The sequence below is a fragment of the Rhizobium sp. Root1220 genome (genome assembly GCF_001426265.1).
Classification (GTDB): Bacteria; Pseudomonadota; Alphaproteobacteria; order Rhizobiales; family Rhizobiaceae; genus Rhizobium.
This window is the reverse complement of sequence record NZ_LMDG01000033.1, coordinates 64,049-76,003: the sequence shown is the minus strand read 5'-3', so window position 1 is coordinate 76,003 and position 11,955 is coordinate 64,049. Positions and strand designations below refer to the sequence as shown.

The 11,955-nt window shown below is 61.8% G+C and carries 14 protein-coding genes; 8 read left to right on the top strand and 6 right to left on the bottom strand.

Features of this window, described 5'->3' with window-relative positions:
• Positions 1 to 25: 25 nt before the first annotated feature.
• Positions 26 to 853, bottom strand: a complete 828-nt coding sequence (locus tag ASC90_RS19480; protein WP_056543890.1) for a nickel-binding protein — start codon at positions 851 to 853, stop codon at positions 26 to 28.
• A gap of 233 nt (positions 854 to 1,086) precedes the next feature.
• Here ASC90_RS19480 and ASC90_RS19475 point away from each other — a divergent pair, with 233 nt between their 5' ends.
• Complete coding sequence (locus tag ASC90_RS19475; protein WP_056543887.1) at positions 1,087 to 2,139, top strand: alpha/beta hydrolase; 1,053 nt, start codon at positions 1,087 to 1,089, stop codon at positions 2,137 to 2,139.
• Positions 2,140 to 2,538: 399 nt separating this feature from the next.
• Complete coding sequence (locus ASC90_RS19470) at positions 2,539 to 2,772, top strand: hypothetical protein (RefSeq protein ID WP_056543884.1); 234 nt, start codon at positions 2,539 to 2,541, stop codon at positions 2,770 to 2,772.
• Between the two features lie 112 nt (positions 2,773 to 2,884).
• On the opposite strand, the gene ASC90_RS19465 is transcribed toward ASC90_RS19470, so the two are convergent.
• Positions 2,885 to 3,895 carry an AraC family transcriptional regulator gene (locus tag ASC90_RS19465; protein WP_082519994.1) on the bottom strand — a complete coding sequence of 337 codons (1,011 nt, stop codon included), beginning with the start codon at positions 3,893 to 3,895 and terminating at the stop codon, positions 2,885 to 2,887.
• An 80-nt stretch (positions 3,896 to 3,975) separates the two neighbouring features.
• Here ASC90_RS19465 and ASC90_RS19460 point away from each other — a divergent pair, with 80 nt between their 5' ends.
• Positions 3,976 to 4,944 carry an oxidoreductase gene (locus tag ASC90_RS19460; RefSeq protein WP_056543881.1) on the top strand — a complete coding sequence of 323 codons (969 nt, stop codon included), beginning with the start codon at positions 3,976 to 3,978 and terminating at the stop codon, positions 4,942 to 4,944.
• A 93-nt stretch (positions 4,945 to 5,037) separates the two neighbouring features.
• Here the strand turns inward: ASC90_RS19460 and ASC90_RS19455 are convergent, their stop codons facing one another.
• Entirely contained in the window at positions 5,038 to 5,256 is a 219-nt protein-coding gene (locus ASC90_RS19455; protein ID WP_056543878.1) for a hypothetical protein, read from the bottom strand.
• Between the two features lie 99 nt (positions 5,257 to 5,355).
• On the opposite strand from ASC90_RS19455, the gene ASC90_RS19450 reads away from it, so the two are divergent.
• On the top strand, positions 5,356 to 6,177 hold the full coding sequence (locus ASC90_RS19450) for a bifunctional allantoicase/(S)-ureidoglycine aminohydrolase (protein WP_056543875.1): 822 nt from the start codon (positions 5,356 to 5,358) through the stop codon (positions 6,175 to 6,177).
• 36 nt (positions 6,178 to 6,213) lie between these two features.
• A complete protein-coding gene (locus ASC90_RS19445; RefSeq protein WP_056543872.1) occupies positions 6,214 to 6,747 on the top strand; it encodes a GNAT family N-acetyltransferase in 534 nt (177 codons plus the stop codon).
• A gap of 65 nt (positions 6,748 to 6,812) precedes the next feature.
• Here the strand turns inward: ASC90_RS19445 and cysN are convergent, their stop codons facing one another.
• The 3 genes from cysN to ASC90_RS19430 all read right to left on the bottom strand — a co-directional run bounded on the left by cysN (position 6,813) and on the right by ASC90_RS19430 (position 10,104).
• The gene (cysN, locus tag ASC90_RS19440) at positions 6,813 to 8,297 is read right to left on the bottom strand and encodes a sulfate adenylyltransferase subunit CysN (protein WP_056543869.1); all 1,485 of its coding nucleotides are present in this window, start codon (positions 8,295 to 8,297) and stop codon (positions 6,813 to 6,815) included.
• Position 8,298: 1 nt separating this feature from the next.
• Positions 8,299 to 9,252, bottom strand: coding sequence for a sulfate adenylyltransferase subunit CysD (gene cysD, locus ASC90_RS19435; RefSeq protein WP_056543865.1), 954 nt, complete (start codon positions 9,250 to 9,252; stop codon positions 8,299 to 8,301).
• Between the two features lie 108 nt (positions 9,253 to 9,360).
• Positions 9,361 to 10,104: a phosphoadenylyl-sulfate reductase gene (locus ASC90_RS19430; RefSeq protein ID WP_056543862.1), complete on the bottom strand. Its 744-nt coding sequence runs from the start codon at positions 10,102 to 10,104 to the stop codon at positions 9,361 to 9,363.
• A gap of 409 nt (positions 10,105 to 10,513) precedes the next feature.
• Here ASC90_RS19430 and ASC90_RS19425 point away from each other — a divergent pair, with 409 nt between their 5' ends.
• From ASC90_RS19425 to ASC90_RS19415, 3 genes are all read left to right on the top strand, one after another.
• On the top strand, positions 10,514 to 10,960 hold the full coding sequence (locus tag ASC90_RS19425; RefSeq protein ID WP_056543861.1) for an Rrf2 family transcriptional regulator: 447 nt from the start codon (positions 10,514 to 10,516) through the stop codon (positions 10,958 to 10,960).
• Between the two features lie 117 nt (positions 10,961 to 11,077).
• A complete protein-coding gene (locus ASC90_RS19420; RefSeq protein WP_056543858.1) occupies positions 11,078 to 11,464 on the top strand; it encodes a DUF6152 family protein in 387 nt (128 codons plus the stop codon).
• A gap of 2 nt (positions 11,465 to 11,466) precedes the next feature.
• On the top strand, positions 11,467 to 11,943 hold the full coding sequence (locus tag ASC90_RS19415) for a hypothetical protein (protein ID WP_056543855.1): 477 nt from the start codon (positions 11,467 to 11,469) through the stop codon (positions 11,941 to 11,943).
• Positions 11,944 to 11,955: the final 12 nt, after the last annotated feature.

Genomic DNA, 11,955 nt, shown 5'->3' with positions numbered 1-11,955 from the left:
GCGCAAGGTGGGGGGGAATAGCACGTCAATCGACGGCCGCGTCCGCCCAATCGCATTGGAACACGAGCACGGGCTTTGAAAATCCTTTCAGCCTGCGCCGCGCCGCATGGACGAAAATGTCGGCCGAGCCGAACTCGCGAAAGACGTTTTCCGATACAAGAATCTGATCCTTGGAGGCCGTGGCGCAAAGCCGCGCTGCAAGCTGCACGGTGGAGCCGAACAGGTCGTTGCTGTCCTCGATCGGCTCGCCGCAGTCCATACCGATGCGAACGTGAATGGGTTCGGCGTTTCCGCGGTTGTACCGTTGGAATTCCTGCTGAATTGTCATTGCACACCGGACGGCTTCGGTTGCCGAGGCGAAGGCTGCCATGATGCCATCGCCGGTGTGCTTCACCTCGCGGCCGGAGGATTGGCCGAGGCATCGGCGCACGATCGAATCATGAGCCCTGACCAGTTCGGTCGCCATCCTGTCGCCCAGACGCGATGTCATGGCAGTCGAGCCCACGATGTCGGTGAAGAGGATCGACCGGTGGCCCGAATCCATTTCGGCAACGCTTTGTCCGGGTCCAGGCTCAGGGTCATTGATACGACCGAGAAATGCCTCGACGGCCGACAACGCGACCGCGACCACCTCGCCGGCGATGTAGCCGTGCGCTTCGCGATGCACGCATTGGGCGGTTTCCATGTCGGGCGCGTCCACCAGGCAAAAGGCATTTCCGCGGCGCGGATCGTACCAGTATGTCAGGAATTTGACCCCATATCGGTCCTGAATGTCGAGATCCCTGCGATGCGCCTCGGCAATGTCGGCGGCCGACGTTCCCGCAAGATCATGCCGATCCATGAAGATAGCCATCTGCGCGCTCCCGTCGGAAATGTTCCGCTGCGGCAATGGTCCATTCTACGACCTGGAATTGCCCCCGTCCACCGCTGGATGGACCGGACGGTCGCGCCGGTTTCCGCTGCGTCCGGATTCGGGCGCCATCAGACCGACGCTACACAGGCTTTCAATTCGAGCGGAATGCGACACATTCCAGATACATGAAGACTGTCTTGTGTCCGCCGTATTGAAGTCGAAGGGAACGATCAATGTCCGAGGAAATCAACCACAATCGTCGCCGCTTCTTTGGCGCTGCGGCCGTGACCATTGCTGCTGCGCAGCTTGGAATCGCCGGCGCGGCCAACGCACAGGCTGGTAGCGGCAAAGCGCCAATGCTGCCCGGCATCAAGCCGGGGACAAACACGTCCTTCGGACCCTTGAAGCAGGTTGATGCCGGTGTCCTCAACGTCGGATATGCCGAAGCAGGTCCCGTCGATGGACCGGTCGTCATACTGCTTCACGGATGGCCCTACGACATCTACAGCTATGTCGACGTCGCACCCTTGCTGGCGTCGGCGGGTTACCGTGTGATCGTGCCGTATCTGCGCGGCTACGGGACGACGCACTTTCTGTCCGGCGACACCGCCCGCAACGGCCAGCAATCGGTTGTCGCAGTCGACATCTTAGCCCTGATGGACGCCCTCAAGATCGAGAAGGCAGTCCTGGGCGGCTACGATTGGGGGGCAAGGACGGTCAACATAATGGCGGCACTCTGGCCAGAACGCTGCAAGGCCATGGTCTCAGTCAGCGGCTATCTGATCGGCAGCCAGGAGGGCAACCGGAAGCCTCTGCCGCCCAAGGCCGAACTCGCATGGTGGTACCAGTTCTACTTCGCCACCGAACGCGGCGAGGCCGGCTACGCGGAAAACCGGCACGATTTTGCGAAGCTGATCTGGCAGCTCGCATCGCCGAAGTGGCAGTTCGACGATGCCACGTTCGATCGCAGCGCAGCCGCATTCGACAACCCCGATCATGTCGCCATCGTCATCCACAATTATCGCTGGCGGCTCAGCCTCGCCCAGGGCGAGCCGAAGTACGACGATCTGGAAAAGCAGCTCGCCAAGGGGCCGACTATCTCCGTGCCCACGATCACGCTCGAGGGTGATGCCAACGGTGCGCCGCATCCAGATCCAGCGGCCTACGCAAAGAAGTTCACTGGCCCGTACGAACACAGACTGATTAAGGACGGCATCGGCCACAATTTACCCCAGGAAGCTCCGCAGGCCTTTGCGCAAGCGATCCTGGACATCGCCGGCATCTAACCTCTCCTCCGTGCCGGCGTTGGCTATCCGGGGCTCCCTTCGTCCCGGATAGCCACCCTTCGATTTCGATGTGCGCTCGCCGCTTCATCGTCCTTGTGTCCTGCGCATGCACGTCGACCGAGCGTTATTGGCGTTCCTTTGGATGGCACCCTTGCTGACCGGCGTGTGATGTCCGGCTTCCTGTCTGCGGGTCCGAAGCCCTCCCGACGCTGCCGATGTTCGGCGCGAATCCAAGCGCAGCAAGCCCGCATCCCAAGCGCGCAGATCGCGTTTGCGACGTCGCAAACAGGGCAATGGATGTCGCGTATCGGTATCCAAAAAAATTAGCTAAGACTAAAGTGCAATCCTCCAATCCAAATATATCAGACAAGCGCGCTTCAAGCGGGCGGGGAACAGTGCATGAAAGCCTCAGAGTATAAAGCTGCGGTTGCTGTCACGGGACTCAGCACCGCCGGCGTCGAAAAGCTATTCGGCGTCGATCATCTGACCAGCCGTCGATGGGCGTCGGGCGAGCAGGAGGTGCCTCGCGCGGTAGCGCTGTGCCTGTTGCTGATGGCTGCCGCCAACGTCCCGGTGATGCAGGCGCAGATACTGGCCGATGGTGCCGATTTGCGGCTTGCAAGGATCGCCTGACAGGCCGTCCCACGGCGTCGGTGCACCGAGGCCCTGCACTGATCGGCGGACGACATCCACGCCTTCCCTGGAGAAAGCCTCGGCACCGAGCTGGCGGTCGGGGTAGTCGACCTCATGCGCCAGTCCGGTACGCGGGGTTCAGTTCCGCTGCGACTTCATGACGCGCTTCAAGGGGCGGCACCCGAATATGCGGATCTCTTGGCCCGCCAGCCTTGAACTCGCTGCGATAGCGAGCGGGCGAGATGCCATAGACACGGCGGAAGCTGGCGCCAAAAGCACTGTCGGAACGGTAGCCCAGGGAGGCACCGATGCTGGCCACCGGCTCGTCGCCGCGCCGCAGTCGCCCTGCCGCCAGCCGCATGCGCCAGCGCGCCAGGTAATCCAGCGGCGCCAGACCGACGCGCTGCTTGAACCGTGCGGCAAAGCTTGAGCGCGACTGCCCCGCAATGCTCGACAATTCGGTCAGCGTCCAGTCGCGCTGAGGGGCGGAGTGCACGGCGCGAAGCACCGGAGCGATATGGCGATCTGTCAGACCGCCCAGCCAGCCGGCATTGCCCGCATCGCGCTGCGCCAGGTGCGCGCGGATGACATGGATGAAAGCCAGCCGCAGCAGGTCGTTGCAGACCAGTTGTGCCCCCGGTGCACCCGAGTCCCATTCCTTGTCGAGCTGGTCGAGGAGCCAGGCGATCGGCGCGGCCGAGCCACCCTTGATCGTCAGGATCTGCGGCAGCGCATCCGACAGTACGACGCCATCCACGGTGTCGAGCCGCACGCTCCCGCCAAGTATGGCAAAGTCGCGGCCGTCACCCAGCCTCGCGGAGAGCGAAGGGACGGAGAACACGTCACGGGCGGACGTGAGTTTTTCGCAGGGGGAACTGGCGAGATCGAACCGCCCATTGGCGACAACGAAGCAGTCGCCTGCCTCCAGTCGAACCGGTTCGCTGCCTTCGGTCAGCAGCCAGCAAGTGCCCCGCCGTACCACATTGAACTTGATATTGGCCGGGGCTGGAAAGCGGATGCCCCACTGTCCGCCGGCCTCGAGGCTAATGGAGCAGAGCGCCACGGCATTGATGGTATTGAGCACCGCAGACAGGGCGTCACTACGCGAATTTTGGACGATCACGATATTATCTCGGATTTCGCTGGCTGGTTTATCCGAACAGATAAGTCATATCAGCAGCCATAACCAGTGGAGAAAAACACATGCTTAATCCTCAACGTCCTGTCGGGTCGCCTTTCACCGCCGCCAGTACTGCTGCCGACGTGGTCAAGGGCATAGATCTTGCCGGCAAGACCGCGATCGTAACCGGCGGCCATTCCGGCATCGGTCTTGAAACCGTTCGTGCCCTGGCGAGCGCTGGTGCCCGCGTCATAGTCCCGGCGCGCGACACGGGGCGAGCCCGCCTCGCCTTGGCCGGGCTGGCGCATGTCGACGTGGACACGCTCGATCTCACCGATGCTGCCTCGATCGCCGCCTTTGCCGCGAGAATGGTGACGTCAGTCAGCACCGTCGACATGCTGATCAACAGTGCCGGCATCATGGCTGCGCCACTGGCACGCGATGCCGATGGCCATGAAAGCCAGTTTGCCACCAACCATCTCGGTCATTTCCGCCTGACGCTTGGCCTGTGGCCAGCGCTGCGCCGATCGGGCGGGGCGCGGGTCGTCAGCGTGTCGTCGCGCGGCCATCAGATCGCCGGCGTGGACTTCGACGACGTGGATTTCACCACGCGCCCCTATGATAAATGGGTGGCCTATGGCCAGTCCAAGACTGCCAATGCGCTTTTCGCCATGGGGCTCGACGCCCGCGGCAAGGATTTTGGTATCCGCGCCTTTTCCCTCCATCCCGGCCAGGTGCTGACCGGTCTGGCACGGCATTTGAGCGAGGAAGAAATCGCCGCCTTCGACGCCAAGGATAGCGGGGGCGTGCCGCGCGTCGACCCTTCCAAGGGATGGAAAACCGTCGAGCAGGCGGCGGCCACCAGCGTCTGGTGCGCCACCAGCCCGCTATTGACAGGATTAGGGGGCGTCTATTGTGAAGACAGCGACATCGCCGAAACAAGCACCGCCGAAGCCGGACGCAAGGGCGTCGCGCCATGGGCGGCCGACCCTGCTTTGGCGCAGCGGCTTTGGACCGTTTCAGAAGCAATGACCGGCCTGTCCATCACTTAGAGCTAGGATCCAGATCCAGAGGATGATCGTTGCCGCGGTGCTGATTCCCCAGACCTTCCATGGGGAATCAGCCGAAAGTAACAGGTCCTGGCCCTAGACGCCGAGGATCGCGTCGATCTCTGCGATCAGCGCTGCATAGGTTTCGATATGGCGACGATACTCGTTGGTGATCTGGCTGGTGATGTCCGCCAATGGTCCGTTGCCTTCCGAGCGAAAATGGCGAGTTCCGTTTTCTGTCATCGATCTGAGATGCTCCTCATACTCGTTGATCCGCTGTTCGTAGTCCTCGCGAAGCTTCGCCAGATTTCTCATGTCATTGTCTCCAGGCCGCCCAACCAATCTAACTGTTGCATGGAAGAGATGCGGCGCTTAAAGCAGATTGGCAATCCCGGCCCGTGAAAAAGTGAAACGATGAGCAGCACGAACTTCTATTCGAGTTTAGGCGGCCTGCCGCCGCAGACCGAGCTACTGTCCAGCAAGGCAGTGTTCACGACGGCTTACGCCGTCATTCCGCGCACGGTGATGACCGATATCGTCACCAGCTTGCTGCCCCACTGGTCTGGAACGCGCGCCTGGGTCCTGTCGCGGCCGATGACCGGCTTTTCCGAGACTTTTTCGCAGTATGTGATGGAAGTGCAACCGGGCGGCGGTAGCGATCGTCCGGAACCGGAAAAGCGCGCAGAGGGCGTGCTGTTCGTCGTCGAAGGCGAAATGACGGTCGAGTTCGAGGGCACGCCGCATGCGCTACGTTCCGGCTCCTTCGCCTATCTCCCTGCAGGCTCTGCCTGGACGCTTTGGAACAGGAGTGCAGCGCCGGTAAAGTTTCACTGGGTGCGCAAGGCGTTCCAGCAGGTCGAGGGTCTGGAGCCTCCACCGGCACTCTTCACCCATGAGGACAACCACCCGATCTCGCCGATGCCCGACACCGAGGGACGCTGGGGCACCACCCGCTTCATCGATCCGAACGATGTGCGCTATGACATGCACGTCAACATCGTCACGCTGGAGCCGGGCGCGGTCATCCCGTTCATGGAAACGCACGTCATGGAGCACGGGCTCTATGTGCTGGAGGGCCGGGCGGTCTACCGCCTGAACAAGGATTGGGTCGAGGTCGAAGCTGGCGATTTCATGTGGCTGCGCGCTTTCTGCCCGCAGGCTTGCTATGCTGGCGGTCCCGGCCGCTTCCGCTACCTGCTCTACAAGGACGTCAATCGCCACATGGCGCTGTGGTAGTCGGCACGCGATGGCGCGAGCTTTGAGAGGGATCAGGTGACAGCATCTTTCGAGATTGGTCGTGCCGCGGGATCGGATGCAGCAGCGCTCGCCGGTTTTGCAGCACGGCTGTTTCGCTCGACCTACAGCGCCGACACGCTTGAATCCGATCTTGATGCCTATATCGACAAGGCGTTCAGCACCGAGAGTCAGTCCGCTGAGATAGCCGATCCCTCGGCCGCCGTTTTCCTGGCAAAGGCCGATGGCGCGATCGTCGGCTATGTGCATCTTATTGTGGCGCTCGCCGAACAATGCGCCGCGCGGCTCAGTCGTATCTACATTGACGCCGATTGGCGAGGCAGGGGACTGGCAAACGACCTGCTCAACGCGGTCATCGGGGAGTGTCGGCAGCGTGGCGTCACTCGCATCGAGCTGACAGTGTTCGAGAGGAACGCCCGTGCCATCGCCTTCTATACCAAGGTTGGGTTTGCAGTCACGGGCACCACGACCTTTACGGTCGGCGCCGACGTGCAGAGAGACATGGTGATGGTGATGGATGTGGCCGCGCGCACCGACGACCGGGCAGTATAGCCTGTCCCAACCGTGACCGTCGCAGTAAAAAACGGGGCCGATCAGGCCCCGTCACGTCTGGAATTTCAGATATCGCTCGCCGCATTCGACCAGAGATCTGCGGCCTGCGCTGCAGTCATCCGCCGCACCTCGGCCTCGTCGCGACGTTGCGCGAACAGCTCGCTCGCCATGATCTGGTCGGCAAGGTCAGCCGGAAGTGACAGGATCACGCGGGCCTCGCCGCTATGGAGACCGCCGAGTTCCGAGCGCTTGCCCGTGATCATTCCGCCGGCCACAGTGTTGTTGGTGTCGGGATCGATCAGGATGAAGGCGCCCGACGAGCGGTTCTGCTCATAGGGATCGAAGATTGCGGCTTCGTCAAAGGCAAGGTGCACCTTGCCGATGGCGTTCATATAGAGCGTTTCGGCTGAGGTCCACGTACCGGTCTTGAGCTGCAGCTGTGCCACAGGCTGCACCTGCACGCGCTGGCGGCGGCTGCCACTCTTCAGCCAGTAGCGCTTGCCCGCCTCGATGCCCTCGGGCTGCAGCGCCACGATCTGTGCGTCGAATGTCAGGCCGACCTGCGGCTGGCTGTCGATGGAGACGATCATGTCGCCGCGGGCCACGTCCACCTGGCGGTCGAGCACCAGGGTGATCGCGTCACCGGCGACGGCCGCATTGCGCACCAGATCGAAGGTGACGATCTTGGAGACGTTGGCGACCATACCGGACGGCAGGATCATCACGCTGTCACCCGGCTTGACCGAGCCGCCGGCAACCGTGCCCTGATAACCGCGAAAGCTTTCGCCCGGGCGCGACACGCGCTGCACGGACAGCCGGAAACCGACCGTCTGCGACGAGCGTACGGTGGCAAGCTCCAGCGTTTCGATCAGCGTCGGGCCGGAATACCACGGCATCGAGGCTTCGCCGGAATAGACGACGTTCTCGCCCTTCAGCGCCGACATCGGAATCGCGGTGATCTGCTTGACGCCGAGCGACAGCGCGAATTCGCGGAACTCGTGGGTGATCTTCTCAAAACCGGCGCGGTCGTAGTTGGTCAGGTCGATCTTGTTGATCGCCAGCACAAACTGCTTGATGCCGAGCAGCGAGGCGATCGTCGCGTGACGGCGCGTCTGCTCGAGAATGCCGGCGCGGGCATCGATCAGCAGGATGGCCAGATCGGCGGTCGAGGCGCCGGTCGCCATGTTGCGGGTGTACTGCTCATGGCCGGGCGTATCGGCAACGATGAAGGAACGCTTGTCGGTGGCGAAATAGCGATAGGCAACATCGATGGTGATGCCCTGTTCGCGCTCCGCCTGCAGGCCGTCGAGCAGCAGCGCGAAATCGGGCAGGCCGAGATCGTTCTGCTTGCCGGTGGAATCCCGACGCAAGGTTGCGGCCTGGTCTTCCTTCACTGCCTTGGTGTCCCAGAGCAGGCGTCCGATCAGCGTGGATTTGCCGTCGTCGACGCTGCCGCAGGTGATGAGGCGCAACGGTCGCGTGTCGCGCACGGCCTTCAATGGCTCGGCGGCGGGGGCGGCGACGGCGCTTGCTGTAGCTGCTGCAGTCATCTCAGAAATATCCTTCACGCTTCTTTTTCTCCATGGAGCCGGACTGGTCGCGGTCGATGGCGCGGCCCTGGCGTTCGGAGACAGTGGCAATTTCGAGTTCGGCGATCACCTCTTCGAGCGTGGTCGCCTGCGATGGGATGGCGCCGGTCAGCGGGAAGTCGCCGAGTGTGCGGAAGCGGATCATGCCTTCCTGCTTCACTTCACCGGGCAAGAGTTCCAGCCGCGGGTCTTCGGCAAGGATCATCATCCCGTCGCGCTCCACGTAGGGGCGTTTCTTGGCGTAGTAGAGCGGCACCAGCGGGATGTCTTCGGCCTGGATGTAGCGCCAGATGTCCACTTCGGTCCAGTTCGACAGCGGGAAGGCACGTACGCTTTCGCCCTTGCGAATCTGGCCGTTGTAGACGTTCCACAGTTCCGGGCGCTGATTGCGGGGGTCCCAGCGGTGGTCGGGCGTGCGGAACGAATAAATCCGCTCCTTGGCGCGGCTGGCTTCCTCGTCACGGCGCGCACCGCCGAAGGCCGCATCGAACTGGCCGGCGTCGAGCGCCTGGCGCAGACCCTCGGTCTTCATGATATCGGTAAAGGTGGCCGAGCCATGGGTGAACGGGGTGATGTTTTCGGCGGCACCACGCGGATTGATATGCTCGATCAGGTCGAGATCGTATTTCTTCGCGGTCGCATCGCGAAAGGCGATCATCTCGCGGAACTTCCAGCCAGTGTTGACGTGCAGCAGCGGGAAGGGGACACGGCCTGGATAGAACGCCTTGCGCGCCAGGTGCAGCAGCACCGACGAGTCCTTGCCGATCGAGTAGAGCATCACGGGACGCTCGAACTCGGCGGCGACTTCGCGGAAAATATGGATGGATTCGTTCTCGAGCGCCTTTAGGTGAGGGTCGAGCGGCGGCTTGACGCTCTGCGGGTTGCTGAGCTCCGTATCCGGACGGCTGTCTTGCATGACTTACTCCAACTTCGATCATTCGCAGCGGCTGGCGCTGGAATGCAAACTATGTGTGCCATCGGGGAGCGCTGGCGGTGGCCGCGCTCGGATCCCGATGCCGATGGGTTACTGTTGAATAGAAATGGCCGATGCTTCTTCGGCGACATGCAGGCCGCATTCGCGGGTATCGTCCTGTTCCCACCACCAGCGCCCGGCGCGCTCGGGCTCGCCGGGCTTGATGGCGCGGGTACAGGGCTCGCAGCCGATCGAGGGATAGCCGCGGGCATGCAGCGGATTGATAGGCACGCTGTTGTTGGCGACATAGGCCTTGATCACGTCAAGGTCCCAGTCTGCCAGCGGGTTGACCTTCAGCAGGTGACGCTCGCCATCATATTCGGCAAACGGTGTCTCGGCGCGGTTAGCCGACTGGCCACGGCGCAGGCCGGTGATCCAGATGGTTGCCCCTGCCAGCGCTCGCGCAAGCGGCTTCAGCTTGCGCACGCCACAACAGGCATGCCGAGCTTCGACGCTCTCGTAGAAGCCGTTGAGACCATACTTTGCAGCATATTCGTCGATATCGGCCTGTTCGGGCTCATAGCGATTGATATGGATGTCGTACTGCTTTTCCGTCTCGTCGATGAGCGCCAGTGTCTCGGGAAAAAGACGGCCGGTTTGCAGCGTCACCACGTCGATCGGCAGGCGGTGATTGCCGATTTCGGCGGTGATTACCTGGTCTTCGATGCCGAGCGAGGTCGTGAAGACGACACGCCCGCCAAGACCCGCCACGAACGACAGGCGTTCGGCCAGGTTCAGGCTAGCAAGTTTCGCATTCAGCGTTTCCGCTTCTTCGATTGTATGGGCAACAGTCATGGAAATCCCGTCCTAGATAGTGACAGGAGTATCGCAGGTCGGGATATGATCGGACAGAAACAGGCATTTCGAAAGCGGGCTGGATAGGAGCAAATATCTCTCCACCGTCGCTGCAATGCAGAAAAGCAGCCGCAGCGCCGATCGAATTCGCCGTTGAGCCTTAATGTCTATCAATTTAGTAGTGTTACACGTTGGCTGTCAATCGGAAATCTGAATTGATCGCAACGGAAGCGAATTCCTGCGTAGAATAACGACGATCGCCTGAGAGAAAAACAGGGCCAAAAACCTTATGTCTCAGGGGTTTCGCTTCTCTGTTCAAATTCGGTTCATGCTGGAAGTGCGATAGAGAGGTGATGATGATTTCGGTCGGCCGAGAATCGGCCCGCCCTGTGTGTGTCAGCGGTTCAAAATGATTACGCAGAAGGCCAAATATGCGCTGAGAGCGCTCACCGTGCTGGCGGAAGCCATCGACGGAGAGCCCATCATGATTTCCGACATCGCAGCGCAGCAGAAGATACCGAAGAAATTCCTTGAGCAGATCCTGCTCGACCTGAAGCACCATGGCATCGTAACCAGCCGACGCGGCAAGCAGGGCGGCTACCTTCTGTTGAAGCCGGCCGACATGATCACCTTCGGCGAAGTGTTGCGCATCATCGACGGACCGATTGCGCCGCTGCCCTGCCTCTCGATCACCGCGTACAGCAAGTGCGACGACTGTGACGGCGAGCAGAACTGCGAGATCCGCCACGTTTTTGCCAAGGTCGCCGACGCCACCCGCAAGGTGTTGTTCTCGACGACGATCGCCGATGCCGTAGCGCCCGCCAAGAGTGCCCGCGTGACGCGCCTGCTGGCGTAGCCGGCTGCACCTTCTGCCGCAGGCCCCGGATCGGACGCTTCAAGATTCGGTGAGCCCGCTTTCAATCGCTCGACCATGCCCCAAATCGCCCCTGTCCACAGGTAGGGAGAAACGAACATGGATGTCACGGGCTCGAAACGGATGGCGATCAGTGCAATCCTCGCGGTCTTCTTGGCGACGGGGGCCGCCGCGCATCACGGTTGGTCTTGGGCCGAGGGAGAACATACCGAATTGCGCGGCACGATCGAAAAGGTATCGATGGGCGGTCCGCACCCGACGCTCGACGTTGCGACCGCCGCCGACGGCGTCTGGCTGATCGAGCTCGGCAATCCCCGGCAGACCGAACGCTCGGGCTTTGTCGAGGGTTCTGCGAAGAAAGGCGATCCGATCGTCGTGCTCGGAAACCGGTCGCAGAAGGCAGACGAAAAGCGGATGAAGGCCGTGCGGATCACAGTTGCCGACAAGCGCTATGATATCTATCCGGAACGGATCAAGATGAACTGAATATGGCGATTGAGCTCCTGGAATGGCTCGCGGCAACGCCGCTGTCATCAGGCCTGCGGCGCTCGGCGCTGGTCTACATGGTAGTGAATGCCGCCCATATCCTCTCGATCGGGCTGCTGATCGGGGCAATCCTGCCGCTTGATCTCCGGCTGGTGGGCCTCTTCGGGTCAGTGCCGCTGGCGGTAGTCGGGCCGTTCCTGTCAAGGGCCGCAGCCATCGGACTTGTCGGAGCGGTCGTCACCGGTTTCGCCCTTTTCAGCGTCCGGCCGATTGAGTATGCCGGAAACCCGGCCTTCCTGGTGAAGCTCGGGCTTCTCGGCCTCGGCATCGTGAATGCTGCGTTGGTCCATGCGGGAGCAGCCTGGCGGCGGGCCGTGTCGGGCTCTGCCCCTGCCTTCGGCTTGCGCCTTCAGGCGGCGCTGTCTGCTGCCACATGGATTTCCGCGATCCTTGCCGGCCGGTGGATCGGCTTCGTCTGATTGCGATCACCG

Bases quoted from the DNA above. Each gene is read 5' to 3' on its own strand.
- ASC90_RS19425 (WP_056543861.1), top strand. From the start codon at position 10,514: ATGATTACGCAGAAGGCCAAATATGCGCTGAGAGCGCTCACCGTGCTG.
- cysN (WP_056543869.1), bottom strand. From the start codon at position 8,297: ATGACTGCAGCAGCTACAGCAAGCGCCGTCGCCGCCCCCGCCGCCGAG.
- ASC90_RS19480 (WP_056543890.1), bottom strand. From the start codon at position 853: ATGGCTATCTTCATGGATCGGCATGATCTTGCGGGAACGTCGGCCGCC.
- cysD (WP_056543865.1), bottom strand. From the start codon at position 9,252: ATGCAAGACAGCCGTCCGGATACGGAGCTCAGCAACCCGCAGAGCGTC.
- ASC90_RS19430 (WP_056543862.1), bottom strand. From the start codon at position 10,104: ATGACTGTTGCCCATACAATCGAAGAAGCGGAAACGCTGAATGCGAAA.
- ASC90_RS19470 (WP_056543884.1), top strand. From the start codon at position 2,539: ATGAAAGCCTCAGAGTATAAAGCTGCGGTTGCTGTCACGGGACTCAGC.
- ASC90_RS19475 (WP_056543887.1), top strand. From the start codon at position 1,087: ATGTCCGAGGAAATCAACCACAATCGTCGCCGCTTCTTTGGCGCTGCG.
- ASC90_RS19455 (WP_056543878.1), bottom strand. From the start codon at position 5,256: ATGAGAAATCTGGCGAAGCTTCGCGAGGACTACGAACAGCGGATCAAC.
- ASC90_RS19450 (WP_056543875.1), top strand. From the start codon at position 5,356: ATGAGCAGCACGAACTTCTATTCGAGTTTAGGCGGCCTGCCGCCGCAG.
- ASC90_RS19420 (WP_056543858.1), top strand. From the start codon at position 11,078: ATGGATGTCACGGGCTCGAAACGGATGGCGATCAGTGCAATCCTCGCG.
- ASC90_RS19460 (WP_056543881.1), top strand. From the start codon at position 3,976: ATGCTTAATCCTCAACGTCCTGTCGGGTCGCCTTTCACCGCCGCCAGT.
- ASC90_RS19415 (WP_056543855.1), top strand. From the start codon at position 11,467: ATGGCGATTGAGCTCCTGGAATGGCTCGCGGCAACGCCGCTGTCATCA.